The sequence below is a fragment of the Halioxenophilus aromaticivorans genome (assembly GCF_042850945.1).
Classification (GTDB): domain Bacteria; phylum Pseudomonadota; class Gammaproteobacteria; order Pseudomonadales; family Cellvibrionaceae; genus Halioxenophilus; species Halioxenophilus aromaticivorans.
Genome location: NZ_AP031496.1, coordinates 5313772 through 5333143, shown reverse-complemented (window position 1 = coordinate 5333143; position 19372 = coordinate 5313772). Strand labels below are relative to the sequence as shown.

13 protein-coding genes are annotated in these 19372 nt (G+C 50.2%); 10 read left to right on the top strand and 3 right to left on the bottom strand.

Annotated features, from left to right (window positions below; all coding sequences use genetic code 11):
* The first annotated feature begins 94 nt into the window (after window positions 1-94).
* From ACGHM3_RS22635 to ACGHM3_RS22605, 7 genes are all read left to right on the top strand, one after another.
* The gene (locus ACGHM3_RS22635; RefSeq protein ID WP_345424139.1) at window positions 95-1618 is read left to right on the top strand and encodes an altronate dehydratase family protein; all 1524 of its coding nucleotides are present in this window, start codon (window positions 95-97) and stop codon (window positions 1616-1618) included.
* A 277-nt stretch (window positions 1619-1895) separates the two neighbouring features.
* Window positions 1896-4607, top strand: a complete 2712-nt coding sequence (locus tag ACGHM3_RS22630) for a TonB-dependent receptor (RefSeq protein WP_345424136.1) — start codon at window positions 1896-1898, stop codon at window positions 4605-4607.
* A 70-nt stretch (window positions 4608-4677) separates the two neighbouring features.
* Window positions 4678-7116: a glycoside hydrolase family 88 protein gene (locus ACGHM3_RS22625; protein WP_345424133.1), complete on the top strand. Its 2439-nt coding sequence runs from the start codon at window positions 4678-4680 to the stop codon at window positions 7114-7116.
* Window positions 7117-7137: 21 nt separating this feature from the next.
* Complete coding sequence (gene kduI / locus ACGHM3_RS22620) at window positions 7138-7980, top strand: 5-dehydro-4-deoxy-D-glucuronate isomerase (protein ID WP_345424130.1); 843 nt, start codon at window positions 7138-7140, stop codon at window positions 7978-7980.
* The gene (locus tag ACGHM3_RS22615; RefSeq protein ID WP_345424128.1) at window positions 7977-8771 is read left to right on the top strand and encodes a gluconate 5-dehydrogenase; all 795 of its coding nucleotides are present in this window, start codon (window positions 7977-7979) and stop codon (window positions 8769-8771) included. The genes kduI and ACGHM3_RS22615 overlap by 4 nt, the downstream gene beginning before the upstream one ends.
* 113 nt (window positions 8772-8884) lie before the next feature.
* On the top strand, window positions 8885-10342 hold the full coding sequence (locus tag ACGHM3_RS22610) for a tagaturonate reductase (RefSeq protein WP_345424125.1): 1458 nt from the start codon (window positions 8885-8887) through the stop codon (window positions 10340-10342).
* Window positions 10343-10397: 55 nt separating this feature from the next.
* Window positions 10398-12116 carry a glycoside hydrolase 43 family protein gene (locus ACGHM3_RS22605; RefSeq protein ID WP_390517701.1) on the top strand — a complete coding sequence of 573 codons (1719 nt, stop codon included), beginning with the start codon at window positions 10398-10400 and terminating at the stop codon, window positions 12114-12116.
* 91 nt (window positions 12117-12207) lie between these two features.
* Here ACGHM3_RS22605 and ACGHM3_RS22600 read toward each other — a convergent pair whose 3' ends face one another.
* Entirely contained in the window at window positions 12208-13152 is a 945-nt protein-coding gene (locus ACGHM3_RS22600; RefSeq protein ID WP_345426236.1) for an AraC family transcriptional regulator, read from the bottom strand.
* Window positions 13153-13279: 127 nt separating this feature from the next.
* Window positions 13280-15652 (bottom strand): TonB-dependent receptor domain-containing protein, encoded by a 2373-nt coding sequence (locus ACGHM3_RS22595; RefSeq protein WP_345426238.1) that lies wholly within the window; start codon window positions 15650-15652, stop codon window positions 13280-13282.
* Between the two features lie 332 nt (window positions 15653-15984).
* Between ACGHM3_RS22595 and ACGHM3_RS22590 the strand changes: the two genes are divergently transcribed.
* The 3 genes from ACGHM3_RS22590 to ACGHM3_RS22580 all read left to right on the top strand — a co-directional run bounded on the left by ACGHM3_RS22590 (window position 15985) and on the right by ACGHM3_RS22580 (window position 18486).
* Window positions 15985-16482 carry a limonene-1,2-epoxide hydrolase family protein gene (locus ACGHM3_RS22590; RefSeq protein ID WP_390517698.1) on the top strand — a complete coding sequence of 166 codons (498 nt, stop codon included), beginning with the start codon at window positions 15985-15987 and terminating at the stop codon, window positions 16480-16482.
* A 4-nt stretch (window positions 16483-16486) separates the two neighbouring features.
* Window positions 16487-17572, top strand: a complete 1086-nt coding sequence (locus ACGHM3_RS22585) for a ResA-like WAxxUGC motif-containing protein (protein ID WP_345426242.1) — start codon at window positions 16487-16489, stop codon at window positions 17570-17572.
* A gap of 92 nt (window positions 17573-17664) precedes the next feature.
* Window positions 17665-18486 carry a hypothetical protein gene (locus ACGHM3_RS22580; protein WP_390517696.1) on the top strand — a complete coding sequence of 274 codons (822 nt, stop codon included), beginning with the start codon at window positions 17665-17667 and terminating at the stop codon, window positions 18484-18486.
* Here ACGHM3_RS22580 and ACGHM3_RS22575 read toward each other — a convergent pair.
* Window positions 18470-19258 (bottom strand): rhamnogalacturonan acetylesterase, encoded by a 789-nt coding sequence (locus tag ACGHM3_RS22575; RefSeq protein ID WP_345426376.1) that lies wholly within the window; start codon window positions 19256-19258, stop codon window positions 18470-18472. The genes ACGHM3_RS22580 and ACGHM3_RS22575 overlap by 17 nt on opposite strands.
* Window positions 19259-19372: the final 114 nt, after the last annotated feature.

The window sequence follows — 19372 nt, the reverse complement described above, 5'->3', positions numbered from 1 at the left end:
GAATTTAGGTTTAAACATTAGGGGTTGGCGGTGTTGGTATAACCGTTATCCTGCCTGCCTGTCAGGCCTTTGCTAATCAGCTAGGTGTTCAACAATGCAGTTAACCCTTCAATTACACGCGGCGGATAACGTCGCGGTAGCCCGTACCGAGCTACTACCCAATGTTTTATTACCAGAGCTAGACGGCTTAGCCGTGGCCGATACGATACCTAGGTACCATAAGCTGGCCACGCGCCCCATTGCCAAAAATGATTTAATTATTAAATACGATCAAGTGATTGGTATCGCCAGTGAAAATATTCAGCCTGGCCAGCACGTGCACAGCCACAACTGTTTTTTACCCGCCGATGGTTTGCCCAAGCGCCCGGCCGGCCAATCCCAAACGGCAAAAACTGAAACCAGCACCGACCTGCCCACGCATTTTTTAGGGTATCCTCGCGCGGATGGCCAAGTAGGCACGCGTAATTACATAGGCATTTTAACCTCGGTTAATTGCTCCGCCACCGTGGCAAAATTAATTGAAAAACACTTCGCCAGCCCCGGAGCCTTAAGCGCCTACAGCAATGTGGATGGCGTGGTGGCGTTTACCCACGCCACCGGTTGTGGCATGGCCATGGGGGAGGGGTACGATTTGCTTAACCGGGTTTACGCGGGATTTGCGCGGCAACCCAATTTTGCTTCGGTGCTTATGATTGGTTTGGGCTGCGAGGTAATGCAGCTGGATCAATTTAAAGATCGCAGCCGTTTGCAAGAAGACGCTCGCTTTCGCAGTTTGGTCATTCAGCGTGAGGGCGGCACCCGTAATTCCGTAGCCGCTGGTATTAAAATTGTAGAAGACATGCTAGCTGCGGCCCAAGCCCAAGAGCGCGTGCCGGTTGCCATCAGTGAATTAAAAGTTGGTTTGCAGTGCGGTGGCTCTGATGCTTTATCGGGTATCACCGCCAACCCATCCCTGGGGGCGGCCATGGATTATTTAACCGCAGCCGGCGGAACGGCGATTTTATCCGAGACGCCGGAAATTTACGGCGCTGAACATTTGCTTTTGGCCCGGGCCAAATCACCCCAGGTAGCCCAAGCCCTGCAAGATCGCATCGACTGGTGGCTGCAGTACACACAAAAGAATGGCGCCGAGCTGAACAATAACCCCTCGCCGGGTAATAAAGCGGGCGGCCTAACCACCATTTTGGAAAAGTCTCTAGGGGCACAGGCCAAGGGTGGTACTTCTGCCTTAAATGGTGTGTTCCAGTATGCCGAGCCCATTACCGAGCGGGGCCTAGTGGTAATGGATAGCCCCGGCTACGACCCGGTATCGGTTACCGGTCAAATCGCCTCTGGGGCCAATATCGTATGCTTTACCACGGGGCGAGGTTCTGCCTTTGGTTCTAAGCCCACACCGAGTTTTAAATTAGCCACCAACTCGCCTCTCTACCAAGCCATGGCCGACGACATGGACTTCAACTGTGGCGTGGTATTTGACGGCGAACAAACCGTTGATGAATGCGGGCGGGCATTATTGGCGCGTTTAGTCGCTTTTGCCTCCGGTGAACGCTCCAAAAGCGAATTATTAGATTACGGTAATTATGAGTTTCTGCCGTGGCATATCGGCGCAGTAGTGTAAAAAAACCGCAAACTTAATTTATCTTCTGTGGCCACCGGTGGCATAACTGTGTATTATCTGTGCCACCGGTAGCAAAGAGGTTTGGCTTTTGTTCGTTTTAAGCTTGCCACCGGTGGCACAAAGCGCTAAATTATTGGCCATAAGGGATTACTGTATTAGGCCAATGTTGGTGGCTGCAGGCAGCCAGGCGCAGCAAACCACGGCCAAACCACTATAAAACATAAATAAAACAGACTCGGCAGCGCCAAGGCCACGCCGACGTTAAGGGAGAGTTCTAATGAAAACTACATTTCTCCAACGCAATTCTTTGGTTAAAAACGTACTGATTGCCAATTCCATGATTGCAGCCGGTATGTCACTTCCCGCCATCGCGCAGGAAGGTGTTATCGAAGAAGTCGTTGTCACCGCAAGTTTCCGTGAAAGTTTAACCCAGGCCCTGGAGGCCAAGCGCAATGCTTCTGGTGTGGTGGATTCCATCATGGCCGAAGATATTGCTGATTTCCCAGATACCAACCTAGCGGAATCGCTGCAGCGTATTCCCGGTGTGGCTATTTCTCGTGAAGCCGGTGAAGGCCGTGAAATCACCGTGCGCGGTTTGGACGGTACCTATTCACGAGTGATGATAAATAACGCCATGGGTCAATCTTTGGCCGCGGGCTCAGGTGGTGTGCGTACCAGCCGTGCGTTTGACTTTAACGTGTTTGCATCCGAATTGTTTAACCGATTGGATGTATACAAAACCCAATCTGCCGAGTTGGAAGAGGGTTCTTTGGGAGCCACCGTTAATCTGCACACCGGCCGCCCCTTTGATTACGACCCATTAGAAATCGCACTTAACGTGCAGGCCGGTTACAGCGAGGATGCCTCTAAAACCAGTCCGCGTACCTCCGGTTTATTTAGCTTTACCAACGATTCTGAAACTTTTGGTGCATTGGTTTCTTTCTCCACCGCCGAGCGAGTGGTGAGTAACACTGGCGCAGATACAGGTCGCTGGGAAGACGACACCTTCGGCAGCTGCAGTGCTTGTACTACCGATGAAGAAATCGCCGCGGTTAACTCAGCCTGGCACCCGCGCTTCCCACGCTACGCCGATAAAACCCACGAGCAAGATCGTACAGGCGTAACTGGTGCTTTCCAATTTAAACCAGCCGAAGGCACATTAATTACCTTTGATGCTCTATACGCCAATGTAGAATCCGAGCGAAAAGAGCCCTTTATGCAGGCGATTTCTTTGGCAAGAACCGGATCTACCGGGGTGCAACAGACCGACGTTGCGGCTTACACCATCGACGGCAATAACTCGCTGATTTCGGCCACTATGGATGGCGTTGATGTTCGTTCAGAAGCTTTCGAATCAAACTGGGAGTCGGAGTTTACTCAATTTGCCCTAACGTTAGATCAGGATATTACCGACGAGCTGCGCGTAAAGGCCATGGTTTCTCAGTCTCAATCTGAGCTGGACAACCGCGAGACCACGTTAATTTATGAGCACTACAGTGATGGTGATGAACGTCAGTTAGTAAACTACGCTGAGTCTTCATCCGCGGTGAGCTACGATTTCAGTAGCATGACCAGTCCATTTTTGGATTACAGCTTTGATACCGCCAACCCTGCTAACTGGGAAGTGTCCGAATATCGAGATCGTTTGTACGATGCCAGCTCCGATTCAGACACCATTAAAATCGACCTTGAGTACGATTTAAACGATATTTTTGTGTTAAAGGCTGGATTCTCCCAGCGTGATTACACCTACGAAATCGAAGGCTTGCGCGCGGACCGTTCTTTCACCAGCGCCGATGAATTGGATGGCACCGTTGATGGCTTGGCCTGTGGTTTGTCTCCGCAAGTGACTGCGGACATGGGTTCTGTAGTTAACGCTGGTGGTCAAACATTCTTTATGGGTGACTCGTCGCAGTTTAATACCTACTTAGACTCTGGTTGTTGGCCCTACGCGGTGCGTACCGGCGATACCCGTGACGTTGAAGAAAACGTAACCGGTTTTTACCTGCAAGCGGACTTCGATACCGACTTAGCCGGTCGTCGATTCCGTGGTAATTTCGGCGTGCGTCAGGTTGAAACCGAATTGTCTGCCACCGGTATTAATAGCGACCAGACCGTAACGGTTGATCACGATTACAGCGACACTTTGCCGTCTTTAAACCTAGCCTATAACCTAGCGGAAGATTTAATTCTGCGGGCCAGTTACGCCAAAGTAATGTCGCGGCCTAACCTAACCGATCTCAACCCAGGTGGTAGCGTAGCCATTTTTGGCGACCCTGCGGTGAGCTACGGTAACCCTTACATTGAGCCTTTCCGTGCGGATAATTATGATATCTCTGCCGAGTGGTATTTTGATGAAGGTGCGTTGGTTTCGTTGGCGTATTTCTACAAAGATATCGAGTCATTCCCAACCAGTGAAACAACCCGTTTAACTTGGGCACAAACCGGTTTGCCAGACAGCCTATTGGGATCACAAATTAATGATCTTATTGATGCCGAGTTTGATGTAACACGCCGCGTTAACGGCGGTGGCGGAATGCTGGACGGCTGGGAGCTGCAGTACCAGCAAAACTTCACCTTTGTACCGGTGGAATTCTTCCAAAAAATGGGTGTTATAACCAATATCACGTTGGTAGATTCAGAGGTTGATGCCACCGGATTGCAGCTGACTGGCCAGAGCGATGTGTCCTATAACGTTACCGTTTTCTACGAGGACGACAAGCTGAGTACGCGATTGGCTTATTCCTACCGCGACGAATATGTCACCAGTCATAACAGTGATTTTAACAAAGCGCGTTACCGCGACGAAACCGCCAACCTGGATTTCTCAGTGGCGTATCAGTTCAACGATAACCTGCGTTTTACCCTGGAAGGGATTAACCTAACCGACGAACCGGTAGCCGATTATATGGCACCTGGTATTGGCCGCCTTTGGGCAGAGCAAAATACCGGTACCCAATGGCTTCTGGGCATGTCTTACAAGTATTGATCTAGTGTCATGTGTGTTGTTCTCCCCCCAACTGGGGGGAGTTTTTTATAAAAAATAGATAGGCAAGTTGATGAAAATGATAAAACAAGTCACTTACGGTGTTTCTTTTTTGGCCTTGGCTGGCTGTGGCGCTACAACCACCGAATCCAAAAAAGAACCACTGCCCAGTGGCAGCTTGGCAATGGTGAGCGTTACCAATCCTTCCGCGCAGCCACGCGCTAGTCAATCCGTAACACTATCGCTGTCGGATTTAGGCCTCGTTTCGACTCAGGACTTAACGACCTTGGGCTTTACGGCGAATAACCAGCCGGTGGATTATCAGTGGATCGATCAAGACGGCGACGGCAAAAAAGATGCTGCATTGTTAATGCTGGATTTTGCCGCGGCAGAAGCTAAAAGTATCACACTGGCTGAGCTGGCCGCAGATCAACAACCCACAACGGCTAAACAAACCCACGCTGAAATCGGGGTAAAAGTTGGCGGTAGTTGGAACGGCAAAACCTACGAAGGCGGCGTTTTTCAGGATGTCGAAGCCATAGATTTACCGCCCCAGGTTACCGACCACTCCTACTATTTGCGCTACGAAGGCCCGGGCATCGAATCCAATATGGTGGGCTACCGGGTGTACCTGGATTGGCGTAACGGTTTTGATATTTTTGGCAAGCAAAGCTACGGCCTGCACTTAGATCAGGTGGGCCAGGATGGCTACGACAGTTACCACGAGCTGGCCGACTGGGGCATGGATATTCTCAAGGTGGGTAAGTCCGTGGGTGCCGGCGGCTATGGCCTGTGGAAAAAAAACGCCATAGAGCGAGTCTCTGATGTGCAAGATTGGTCTGCCAAAATTATCGAAGACGGCAACCTGTATTCTGCGTTTGCCATCGACTACCAAGGCTGGAACACCGGCGATCTCACCACAGACCTTAATGCCGTGCTCTCCATGCAAGCCGATAGCCGCTTGGTAAACGTAAAGCTATCCACCGACCCAAGTATTCAAGAGATGGCCGTTGGCTTGGTGAAAGGCGGTTCTAAAGTTATCACCGGCGACTTGGACATTACCGGCGAAGCCTGGAGCTATATGGCTACCCTGGGTGAGCAAGCCCTAGACGGCAGCACTCTGGCCATGTTTGTTCTGTTCCAAAAAGAAGACTACCAGCAGTTTGTGGAAGACGAATTTAATAACGGCGTTTTGCTGAAAGTGCGCGGCGGCGAGTTGGAATATTATTTTGGCGCAAGCTGGGGTTTGGAGCCTGGCATCGACCTTACCGAAGCAGCCTTAGTGCAATGGCTAAAAGACCAAGCAGAACAACTCACTATTTCCCCCAGGGTAGTCATTAACAACCAAGCCACTCAGGCGTTGCGTAAAAAATTGGGCGGAGCGCAAAGTGCGCTAGCCTGGGCTGAAAAGGCCGCCGCCGCAGAAATTGCTCGCCACGGTAACGAGCTGGCCTACAACCAATACGACACCATGCGTCAACGCCCGGCAAATTGGGAGTACACCATGGGTATGATGACCCAAGCCATTTACGGCGTGGGCAAGGCGACCAGTAATGCTGACTACCAAGCCTGGGCGAAAGATATTATTGACAGCTTTGTCACCGAAGACGGCAACATACTGAGCTACGACAAAAGCAAATTTAATATCGACAGCATCAACGCCGGTAAAATGTTACTGCAGCTCTACAAAGACAGTAGCGATGAAAGATACCGCATTGCCGCCGCTCAGCTGGCAGATCAATTAAAAGACCATCCGCGTTTGGATGCCGGCGCCTTTTGGCACAAGCAGCGCTACCCCTACCAATTGTGGTTGGACGGCGTTTATATGGGTATGCCGTTTTTAGCCGAATATTCGTTGATGTTTGACGACGGCCACGCGCTGGACGAAGTGCTGCAAGAATTTCGCGTCGCCCATGAGATTTTACGTAATCCAGATAATGGCCTTTATTACCACGCCTACGATGAAAAACGTGAGCAGGTGTGGGCGGATAAGAATAGCGGACTGTCGCCTTTCTTTTGGAGCCGAGGTATGGGCTGGTTTGCCATGGCTCTAGCAGATACTTATGCGCTACTGCCTGAATCGGAAACCGAAAAGCGCGCCGAACTGAGCCAAATAGCGCTGGAGTTTGTGCAGGCCATTTTGCCCTACCAAACCGAAAACAGTGTTTGGTTACAAATTACCGATATGGCCGGCGAGCCGGGGAACTACCCAGAGGCCTCGGGCTCTGTGATGTTTACCTACCTATTGGTAAAGGGCGCCTTAACCGGATTGTTGCCCGCCGAGTATAAGCCCCAGGCTTTACAGGCATACAACGCCATCGTCGACAATTTCACCTTGGTAGATGCGCAAAATCAACTGCACATCACCCAGGTATGCCAAGTGGCCGGACTGGGTTTTGGCCGCGATGGCAGTTACCAATATTATATGAGCGAGCCGGTGGTTGATAACGACCCCAAAGCACTCGCCCCATTTATGATGCTTGGCCCGTTGGTAAACCAACTGGTGCAGTAAGCATCACAACAGGACCTGATTATGCCAACCAATTACACCACGCGTTACGCCGTGCACGAGGATCATTATCGTGGCATGGATACGCAAACTCTACGCGACCATTTTTTGGTGCAAAATTTATTTGTTGCCGACGAGATTAATCTCACCTACACCCATTACGAGCGTTACATTGTGGGCGGTGCTCATCCGGTAAACGGCCCGCTGACACTGGAACCCATTGATGCATTAAAGTCAGCCACTTTTCTGGCGCGCCGTGAAATGGGCGTGATCAACGTCGGCGGCGCTGGCCGTGTAATAGTCGATGGCGAAACCTACGAGATGGCCTTCAAAGAGTCGCTCTACCTGGGCGCTGGCAATAAGGAAGTTATCTTTGAAAGCGTGGACGCCAGCCAGCCAGCTAAGTTTTATCTCAACTCAACCCCGGCCCACAAGGCCTATCCCAATAAAAAAGTGGGTTTGGCCGAGGCCGACAAGATTGAGTTGGGCAGTATGGAAACCAGTAACGACCGTGTAATTAATAAGTTGTTGGTGAATACCGTGTTAGAAACCTGCCAGTTACAAATGGGTATGACCGAGCTGCGCAACGGCAGTGTGTGGAATACCATGCCGGCCCATGTCCACGACCGCCGCATAGAAGTGTATTTTTATTTCAGTGTTCCGGAAGACCAAGCCGTATGTCACTTTATGGGGCCACCCACGGAGACTCGTCACCTGTGGGTTAAAAACGATGAAGCGGTGGTATCACCACCATGGTCCATGCACAGCGGTGCAGGCACCGCCAGTTATATTTTTATTTGGGGTATGGCAGGCGAAAACCTAGATTACGACGACATGGATAAATTTACTCCCAAGGACATACGATGAGCCAACATCCATTATTTGATTTAACCGGCAAAGTTGCTTTAGTCACCGGAGCCACCCATGGTTTGGGGCTGGCCATGGCGGAAGGTTTGGCCAGCGCTGGCGCTACCGTGGTCATCAATGGCCACTCCAGCCAAGAAAAAATTACCCGTGCCGTCGCGCATTTAACCGACCAGGGCTACAAAGCCGTGGGTTACCAATTTAATGTTTGCGATGAATCCGAGGTGGAGCAGGCGGTAAGCCAAATTGAAGCCGAAGTGGGTGCCATCGATATTTTAGTGAACAACGCCGGCATCATTAAACGTATCCCATTGCTGGAGTTGTCGGTGGAGGATTGGCAGCAGGTGATCCATACCGATCTCACCGGTGTGTTTATCATGAGTAAAGCTGTGGTGAAAAATATGGTAGCGCGCAAACAGGGCAAGGTGATTAATATCTGCTCTATGATGAGCGAGCTGGGCCGAGACAGCGTTGGCGCATACGCTGCCGCCAAGGGCGGCTTAAAAATGCTTACCCAAAATATGGCCACAGAGTGGGCGCGCCATAATATTCAGGTAAATGGTATTGGCCCAGGGTATTTTGCCACCGAGCAAACCGCACCCATTCGTGTGCCCGGCAACCCCATGAACGAATTTATTATCCAGCGCACACCGGCCGGCAAGTGGGGTGACCCCAACGATCTGCAAGGTGCGGCGATATTTTTGGCTGGCGGAGCCAGCGATTTTATCAACGGCCAGGTGGTGTATGTGGATGGCGGCATCCTTGCCACCATTGGTAAACCCGCCAACGAATAAGCCCGTCCAGCACTTTATAAACTGATTTCTGTATCAGGCTTACCGGCGACAAGGTCTAAAATCTGGCCGGTGAGCTATTGCCCATCAAAACTCAAACATACGATAGTGCCTTTATGTCTGAAACCTATCCCACTTTAAACCGCAGCCTTGTTAATAAACCGGCAAAAACCGAAAAGATTATACAGTTTGGTACCGGCGCGTTTTTAAAAGGCTTTATTAACGACATTTTTCAGCAATTGAACGATCACGGACTCTACGATGGCGGAATAGTAGCGGTTAAGTTACGGCCGGGAAATGCCCAGCAGATCGAACAGATTAACCGGCAAGATGGATTGTTTACGCTCAATGTGCGCGGCGTAGACAACGGCAAATTGGTGGATAACTACCACGTTATTGATATCCAAAACCGCGCCCTTAGCCCCTACGATGACGTAGACGGCTTTATGGCGCTGGCGGACAACCCAGAGTTAGAGTGGATTGTCTCTAATACCACAGAGGCCGGGATCTGCTTTGACGAGCAACAACAGTTTAGCGATGCACCTGCGCTTGGGTTTCCGGCCAAGTTAACTCAGTTGCTCTATCGCAGGTACCAAACCTTTAATGGCGATAGCAGTAAAGGGGTGACGGTGTTGTGCTGTGAGTTAATTGAAAATAACGCCCAGGTCTTACTGGGTTATTTAAAACAGTACGCTCAGCTTTGGCAGCTGGATGCTGAATTTGAACACTGGCTAAGCCAACACTGTTATTTTCACAACACACTGGTGGATCGCATTGTTACCGGTCGGCCGCCGGAGCCGCGTGTGGTGGAAATCACCCAAGCGGTCAATTACCACGATGCAGAATTGATCGAAACCGAATCCTATTACCAGTGGGTAATTGAAACCAATGGCAGAGCAGAAGTTTTAAGTAAATTGTTTGCCGAGTCCGCCGGTTTAAATGTGATTTTAACCGAAGATTTAACCAGCTATCGCCAACGCAAGGTGCGTATCCTAAACGGTGCCCACACAGGCTGTGTGGCGCTGGCACAGTTGCTGGATATTGAAACAGTCTACCAGGCCACGCAAACGCCCCTTATTAAGCAATTTTTACAGCGTTTGGTGTTTGATGAAATTGTGCCCACCATTAACCAGCCCCGGGCCGAAGTAACCGCCTACGCCCAGGCAATTATCGAACGCTTTGAAAATCCGTTTTTGTTCCACGCTTGGCAATCCATCGCCCTAAACAGCATCAGTAAATGGACTGCTCGGCTACTGCCAACTTTGCAAGATGTTGTTGCAGGCAATGGCAAACCAAGCGCGGGCATCGCCACCTCATTGGCTGCGCTTTTATTGCTGTATGGCGCCCAACCGAAAACGCCTGCGCAAGGGCCCCAGGATGCGCCGGAAATAATCACCAAGTTTCAGACGGCCTTCCAAACCCAACCGGTTGAACGCTTTGTTGGCCAAATACTGGCGGATAAGACCTTGTGGGGCCAGGATTTAACCGCAATACCAGGCTTGGCAGAAACAGTGACCGAAATGGTTGGCCAATTGCAGCAACAGGGCGTAGAAACCTATTTGCAGCAGGTCTGACCTCTGACACTGCACAGTGACATTCAATATGCCCACATAACGGATAACAGGCAAAATGAATAATCAAAACAGTGCTCGATTTATGAGTGCGGCCGATGGGATGCGCTTGCCATCGGCTTTCGTGGCTTCAACGTCACTGGCTTTGTTGGTAACCGCCCTGGCATTGCCGTCGCTGGCTTCTAGCAATAGCGAAAAAACGCAGGCTTCCAATAAATCCGCGCCAAGCAATCCAATCATCTTCGCCGATTTTTCCGATCCGGATGTAGTAGAGCACAATGGCTACTACACCTTAGTGGCCTCCAGTTTTAATCACCAGCCCGGTGTGCCTGTCTTACAGTCTACGGATTTAATTCATTGGCAACGTATTGGTTTTGTGATGAACAATCACCCACAGACCGAATATTTTGCCATTCCCAGACATGGCCAGGGCATGTGGGCGCCCTGTATTCGTTATCACAATGGTAAGTTTTGGGTTTTTATGCCAGACCCAGATTATGGTATTTACGTGAGTACCGCCACCCAGCCTACGGGCCCCTGGAGTGAACCGCATCTCTTGTTGCCCGGCAAAGGTATAATCGACCCAACCCCCATGTGGGTTACCGATGCAGACACCGGCGAAGTAAAAGCGTATCTGTTGCACGCCTGGGCAAAAAGCCGCGCCGGTTTTAATAACGTACTCACTCTACGCAGTATGACACCGGATGCCAAAACCATTTTAGATGAGGGTAAGGTGGTGATAGACGGCAACCAGCTGCCCGGGTTTAGAACCCTAGAAGGCCCCAAGTTTTATCAGCGCGGCGAGTATTTTTATATTTTTGCTCCGGCCGGTGGCGTGGAAGAGGGCTGGCAAACGGTGTTCCGCGCCAAGGATATTGAAGGCCCCTACGAAACCCGCGTTACGCTAGAGCAAGGCACCACCGATGTAAACGGCCCCCACCAAGGTGCTTGGGTAACCGGGCCTGAGGGGCAAGATTGGTTTATTCATTTTCAAGATCGTAACGCCTATGGGCGCATCGTTCATATGCAGCCCATGGTCTGGATAAATGATTGGCCGGTGATGGGCAAAGACATTGACGGCAATGGTGTGGGCGAGCCGGTGGAGATACTGGCCATTGACGCAGCGCAACAGCCACTGGCGGGGCTCACCACCAGCGATACCTTTGATGGTGAAACGCTTGGAGCGCAATGGCAATGGAACGCCAATTGGCAGCCCGGTTGGTACCGCCTTAGCGAGGGGAAACTTAGCCTCTACGCACAGCCCGCACACAGCAATTTATGGCAGCAACCAGCACTGATTTCCCAAATGGTGTACGGCCCGTCAATGAGTGTGGAGACCCAACTCAATTGGCAAAATATGGCCCAGGGGGATGAAGCCGGGTTGGTTGTGTACGGCTACGATTACGCTTGGCTCGGGATCGAAAAGTTAAATGATACCCAACGATTAATTTATCGAACCTGTGTGGATACATTAAACCAATGCCAGGAACAAACGCTGTTTGAGGATAATAAACTGTTAACGAATAAAGATAACGCCTCGTCGGCAGTGGACTTAGCAGTAGACTTAAAAGTCACCATCCAAGAAACCGGCCCCCGCCAAGCAACCGCCCAATTCTCCTACAAACTACCCCAATCTCAATATTGGTCTGCCATCGAGCAACAATTTACCCTGCGACCCGGCCGCTGGGTAGGCGCTAGAGTAGGTCTGTTTAGCCAAAACAAAACCAATGGCAACGGGCACATTAAGGTGGAGCATTTCGCCGTAAAGCTGAACTGAAAATCAACGGGTCTCTAAATACAGTTAACAAACTAGATGGAGGCTCACCCAGCCATTAAACGCCCATCGCGACGGTTTTCTACGCATCAAACTATGGGTAAGGTTTACCTGTAGCACATTGTCTGTATTTTGCCGGTGTCACCCCAGTTGCCTTTTTAAACGCTGCCACAAACGCCGCTGGACCTCTAAACCCGCACTGATAACCTATTTGTTTGATCATCATTTGATTGTTAGCCTGGCAGGCGAGGAGTTGTTTGGCTTTCTCGATACGAGCACTTGCGACAAACTGCCGAATAGGAGTGCCGTAGGCATCCTTAAACTGTTTGGATAATTTCCGAGGTGAGAGGTCGCATTGATCGGCTATCCGGTTGATGGTCAGTGGGTCACCGAGGTTGGCCTGAACAAAATCTCTTACATTATGTATTTGCCGAGTTGATAAACGCTTGGGGTTACGCTCGATAAGCGGCCTACTACCCATAAACTCGCGATACAACTCAATGCTCATAACCGAGAGCATACTTTCTATCTGTAAATCGCTGGCGAAGCTGGGTGCACAGGCTTCTTCACCCAGTTTACGCATACCAGTGAGGAGGTAGTCATTTTTTATATCGAAGGTTTTAGATAAATCGATATGACACCAACGCCAATCAGCTCTATCGCCAACACCAAAGCGCTCAACTTCGAACATGCAGGTAACGGCTCGCTGCACACCCTTTCCCCAATGCCATTCTAACGCCACTCCTGGGGGTACAAATATCAATTGCCCTATTGATTGATGCTGATCACTGTTATCCGGGTAACATGCCCTGAGTGTGTGCTCGGGCCTTTCCACATACTCAAGAAAGCAATGCCGCTCTGAATAATAGGTTCCGCGGCCTACGCTGGGTAAATTCAGTTTGTGCACTTCAATATCGTAACTAGGTGTAGACAGTTGAGCATCTTGCGAACTGTAATAGACCGATTGAGTCTGAAACGCTTGCTTCTGTATACTAAATTCGGAGTTTTGGTGATTGCCTGACTGGAGTGGCTGGATCATATTTAATACCACACTATTATTTTTATAGTCGTACCCATACAAAAAGATTATCACTCCAGCTAACTTTTTGAAACCACCGTGAAAGCCTCTGGCCAGCCGACAAAGACTCCAACCTGTATGGAACGGGTTACAGCGCTACGTTGACTTCTAAACCAAACGTTCTTGGGTCGCCGTAAAATGCCGTTCGGGCAGGCAGTGACGGCCCCAAAGTACCGGGTGCACTTGTGTACTCTTCATTGAGTAGATTACGACACCAAAGCGAAATCCGTACATTTTCACTCGCCAACTCAGACAAATCGAGACGGGCATTTAAAAGATCGTAACTGGGTAGAGATACACCGCTTTGAGCATCCCATGAATCCGTGTAAAAATAATCTAAACTAACCGCCAAATTACCACCGAAAATGGGTTGTCCAGCTTCGTAGCGGACCGTAGCAGTACCCGAAAATTTAGGTGTCGGTAAGGTCACATTATTTTTTGTAAGCTGCTGAGTGCCAATGGCGGGGATATTAATGTCATCCACAGTCTGATCAATATAAGTACCGTTCAGTCCGACGACTAAACGATCGGTCGGTGCTAGTGTTAGTTCAAATTCTAGCCCTTGAATTGTCAGGTTGGCCGCATTAATCGCCACCGACGAACGAGTTGGATTATCGGGCGCAGAAGTGGGTACCGCACCGCGGACCGTAACAAACTGGACCGCATCGGTATGATCCGTATGGAATAACGATAGGTTGCTGCGACCCGCCATAGTCCCGATGCTCCAGTCGGCTTTTAGGCCAAACTCAATGTCATCAATTTGTTCCTCATCTACCGTTTGGTAGGGACGTAGGTCCGGGCATTGGCCGGCACCTACAACACACGTTGGGTCCGTACCACCTGTGGTAAAAATGGAGGAAAATTGCGGCGTATTGATATTCACACCGCGATAGCCCCGACGGTGAGTGGCATACAAAAAAATATTCGAACTGAGTCGATAGTCGAGGCCTAGCGTCCAAGTGGGTGCATCGCCTTCAGCTTTCACTGTTTGTACGCCTGTATCTTTGCAGTCCGACCAATCTAAAAATGAAGATCTACCGCCCACACCGCAACCTTCGATGTTATCCCAACTGTAACGTGCACCGATATTAAGCGTGACTTTATCCGTTAGATGATAGGCCACTTGGCCAAATAACGCGTAATTCTCATTTTCAGTCAACGCTGTTGTATGGATATCTGAAACCCCAAAGGCGAGAAGGTTGAATGCTTGAGCACTGGTACCCATAGCATGCGTAGGCTTGTCATGACTGTAAAACGCGCCCATAATCCAGTCGACACCATCGCCCTTACCTACCAGCTGCAATTCATTCGTCAGATATGCTTTCTCATCCAGAGATTCGAGGTGGTATATAATCAAATTGCCCAGTGGCCCGTTGATATCGCCGATTCCCTGAGTATTCGCTGTAATACTGCTAGAGACCCGGCGATAGCCAAAAATATTTCGCAACGACATATGCTCAAAGTGATACTCGGTGGTATTAGCCACACCCCATATTTCCGTTTGTTCGCGATGAGTCCGGCTATTGCCATCATTGTGAAAATTATTTCCTATAGTGTGAGCCCCTGCGGCAATAAGCTGTGCCAGTTGCTCCGCTATCGCCTGCTCATAGGCTATAGCCGTGGCTGCACCCAGCACAGGCGCAAACGCGCCTTGCACGATACCCGGGTTGTAGCCCACAACATGATCAGAACCTGGAGCACGATCCGATTTATAATAATCAAAAACGATGTTATTGCTAAACGTTTCGGTAATATCCGTACGTAACGACACACGTAAACTTTGTTGGTCGATTTGATTGGTGTCCGCGCCACCCTCGGCGAGGTTATCTTCTGTTGCATCACGGCGCCTTATTTGACCGGCTACCCTCAACGCAGCAATGTCATCTGCAAGCGTAACATTGGCACCGCCTTCTAATAAGGACGATTGGTAATTACCAACGCCAAAACGCAGATACGCGTCTTGCCGGTAGTCTGGGGTTTTAGGCGACAACAAAACCGCTCCGCCAATGGTGTTGCGCCCAAATAGCGTGCCTTGAGGGCCCTTCAGCACTTGAATCGTATTCAGGTCATAGGTGGCTATATTACCGCCGACTTTGGGTAAGGGTACGTCATTACTGTAGACAACAACGGAAGGCACGCCCTCACCTAACGGTGTAATGCCCAGCCCACGTAACGAGAGTGAAACATTATTTGCCCCGCCCTCAAAACTAAAGCGAAAGCCCGGTACGACTGCGGTCAGATTCTCCAGCTCCTGGACTGAGGATTTTTCAAGATGCTCTCGAGTCAATGCCGTAACGGCTACCGGGACCTTTTGCAATGTCTCCTCTCGACGACGTGCCGTAACGACCACCTCCTCGAGTTGTGCGGCCGTAGGGGCAGTTTGCGCCACTGCCAGTGAGCTGGATAGCGACAAAGACAGCGAAATAGACGATAAGGCGACCGGGACTGGGCGTAAACGCATAATGATGGATTCCTAATTATTGTTATTGGTTGTTGCATCGATCCCTTCTACTGCTAAGTGTCTATTCGGACGATACGTGCCGGCGCGTAGTGCACGCGTTCATGCACTTGCTTGAGTCAGACGGAGGCAAAATCGAAGAACTGAGTGAACAGTAAAGAAGCTGTGTAATTGGAGAAAGAGCTAAGCATATCGATGAAACAACATTGATATCGCTGACTCACCTTACGTCAATCGGCGATATTAATATCCCGGTCGTCGATACTGAGCGGGATTGCATAGTCGGACACTAGTGGCAATTATATATCACCGTAAAAAATATGAACGCCTTGCCTATGAATACCGCCACCAAACAACCATCCCAACCCCAAAACAGTCAATTGTCCAATAGGTCTGCTCAGGAACAGATCGTTTTAAACATACTGACCTTACTTCATGCTAAGCAACCGGACTTTGACACGTTCACCAACGCATTTGCTGAAAATGCTTACTATCAAGTGCACGTACCGTCGATTAGACCTATTAAAGGCCGTGATCGATTGGTCGCTGAATTGGCCCGTCAACTGGAGGACTATGAAGATTGCCGGTGCGAAATTATATGCTCCGCCGGTAATAACCACCGTGTATTTACCGAACGCAGAGACCATGTAACCATGAAAAAAAGTGGACAACGTATTTTCTCCAGCGTGTGTGCGGTATTTGAATTTAACGCCGAGCAAAAAATATCAGCCTGGCGGGAATATTGGGATATTCGAGATATCCAGTACCAGCTGGGCATGACTGAAGAGCAGATGCTGGCACTTTTGCCACGCGACAATAAAACGGGAGACTAATGGTATGATATTAAATTCGCTCACGATAGACCCGTCTCATTTTGCCGAACGAACCGGCTGGAGCATCAAACCCCAAGGCGCTTGCAAAGGAGCACAATGCGTTTCCTTACCGGACTCTGTTCGTAATAAAAATGGCAGCCTAAATGCAGCAGAGTTAGCCAACGCATTAGGGATGCCGCTCATTAAAGACGATAAACACACGCTATGGGCACTTGGCCCGGAATCTTTAAATGGGCATGCATTAACTACGGCCCAAGCCCCCCATTTGGTATTGCCCGACGTCAATGGCCGCCCCTTTGATATCGCCAGCCTGCGTGGGCAAAAAGTGTTACTCACCACCTGGGCGTCTTGGTGTGGCTGCCGTACCGATGGCCCGATCTGGTCTGAAGTCCGAGAGCGGCTCCACCCCAAAGGACTGGAGATCGTGACCATTGCGATGGATACCGGAGGTGTTGAAGCCGTACAAGAATGGATCGAGATGGCACGACCACGCCACCCGGCCTTGATTGATCAAGCTCACTGTATGGGCGAGTTGTTTGGTGTCGTTAATGTGCCCAATGGGATCTGGATTAATGAGGAAGGGTTTATTGTCAGGCCACCTGAGCCGTCATGGCCGGGTCGAACTCCCGTAACGGAATTAGCGCTCGAAGATATTGAAAAGTGGGAAAGCGTAAAGCAATTAACGCCCGAGCACATTGAAATTTTGAAACAAGTAAAACAAATGCGCTTTGAAACACAGCTCTATCTGGAAATGCTTGAAGATTGGGTCGAGCTGGGCGCAGAAAGCCGCTATGCGTTGCCAGAAGAAGAGGTTATCGCACGCTCTCAACCACGCTCGCCTTCGGTAGCTGAAGCCGCTGCCCGCTATGAACTGGGCCAGCATTTACACTTAGCCGGCTTTCACGAAGACGCCATTCCTCATTGGCGGGAGGCGCATCGTTTACAGCCCAATAATTGGACCTACAAACGTCAAGCTTGGTCATTTGAAGACCCAGCAGTCCAAAACCCGAAGGATGTATACGATGGCAGCATGCTGGAAGATCTTCTGGAAATTGGTGCAATTAATTACTATCCCAAAATTATTCCCTGATAATCCGCCTGAGACGACTGATACAACACCAAGGCGCTTGGGTAACCGGTCCCAAAGGGCAAGATCGTAACGCCTACGGGCGCATCGTTCATATGCAGCCCATGGCCTGGGAGAATGATTGGCCGGTGATGGGCAAAGACATCGACGGCAATGGTGTGGGCGAGCCGGTGGAGATACTGGCCATTGACGCAGCGCAACAGCCACTGGCGGGGCTCACCACCAGCGATACCTTCGATGGTGAAACGCTAGGCGCGCAATGGCAATGGAACGCCAATTGGCAGCCCAGTTGGTACCGGCTTGACGATGGCAAACTCACTCTCAACGCGCAGCCAGCCCAGAGCAATTTATGGCAGCAGCCGGCACTGATTTCCCAAATGGTGTACGGCCCGTCAATGAGTGTGGAGACCCAACTCAATTGGCAAAATATGGCCCAGGGGGATGAAGCCGGGTTGGTTGTGTACGGCTACGATTACGCTTGGCTCGGGATCGAAAAGTTAAATGATACCCAACGATTAATTTATCGAACCTGTGTGGATACATTAAACCAATGCCAGGAACAAACGCTGTTTGAGGATAAGAACCTGTTAACGAATAAAGATAACGCCTCGTCGGCAGTGGACTTAGCAGTAGACTTAAAAGTCACCATCGAAGAAACCGGCCCCCGCCAAGCAACCGCCCAATTCTCCTACAAACTACCCCAATCTCAATATTGGTCTGCCATCGAGCAACAATTTACCCTGCGACCCGGCCGCTGGGTAGGCGCTAGAGTAGGTCTGTTTAACCAAAACAAAACCAATGGCAACGGGCACATTAAGGTGGAGCACTTCGCCGTAAAGCTGAAAATCAAGGGGGTCAGAGCGATTGATCGGAGATCAAATGCTCTGACCCCATTGATTTTTAATTACAGCGGGTAAGATAGCGGTTAAGCGTAAGATCTTTTTTGCACAGCTCCTCTACCACTATATTGGCTACCACCTGGGCGCCCAAGGTGTTGAGGTGGGTGTTATCTGTTACGCCGTCTGGGTAGTTTGGATGCTCCCCGGGGGCTAGGTGTAGGTATAAACTTTGGGATTGGGCCTGGCCCATTTCGTTTAGAGCCTGCTCGGTGAGTAAGGTCATATCAATAAAGGGCACTTCTAAATCCGCCGCTACCCGGCGAACCACTTCTGCATAAACGCCGTGGCTGTCAATTAACACACCTTGCTCATTGTAATTACGCCGAGCGATGGACGACAGCAATATTGGCGTAGCGCCCTTGGCCCGTACGTCGGCCACAAACTGGGTTAAATTTGCTCGGTAGCCTGTGTGGGGATTGGTATAGCGCAGCGGGTCTTCGTGTTTTTGATCGTTGTGCCCAAATTGGATAAACACGTAGTCTTCGGGGTTGAGCTCGCTGACGATTGTTTGCCAGTGACCTTGATCTTTAAAACTTTTGGTACTGCGGCCGTTGATTGCTCGGTTGTGTACCCTGGCCAGTTCGTTTAACTCCTCCGGCAATCGTTCCCCCCAACCGGTTTCCGGCCGCCGGTCATCGGCTTTAATGGCCATGGTGGAATCGCCAGCCAGAAATATTTGAATGCTCTGGCCTGCATTCGGTTTGTTGTCGTATGTCATTGCTTTGGGCGTGTTTGAGGCGCAGGCGGTGAGTGTTATCGCCGCCAGCAGTGTTAGGTAATTTTTATTCATTGTGCATCTCTTTTTGCGCATTCTTGTCTGTCGCCTTATCTGTTGTCTTTTCTGTCATCTTTTCTGCTGTATATCGATTTTAAGCAGCCGAAATATTTCTTTAAATTCCGTAGT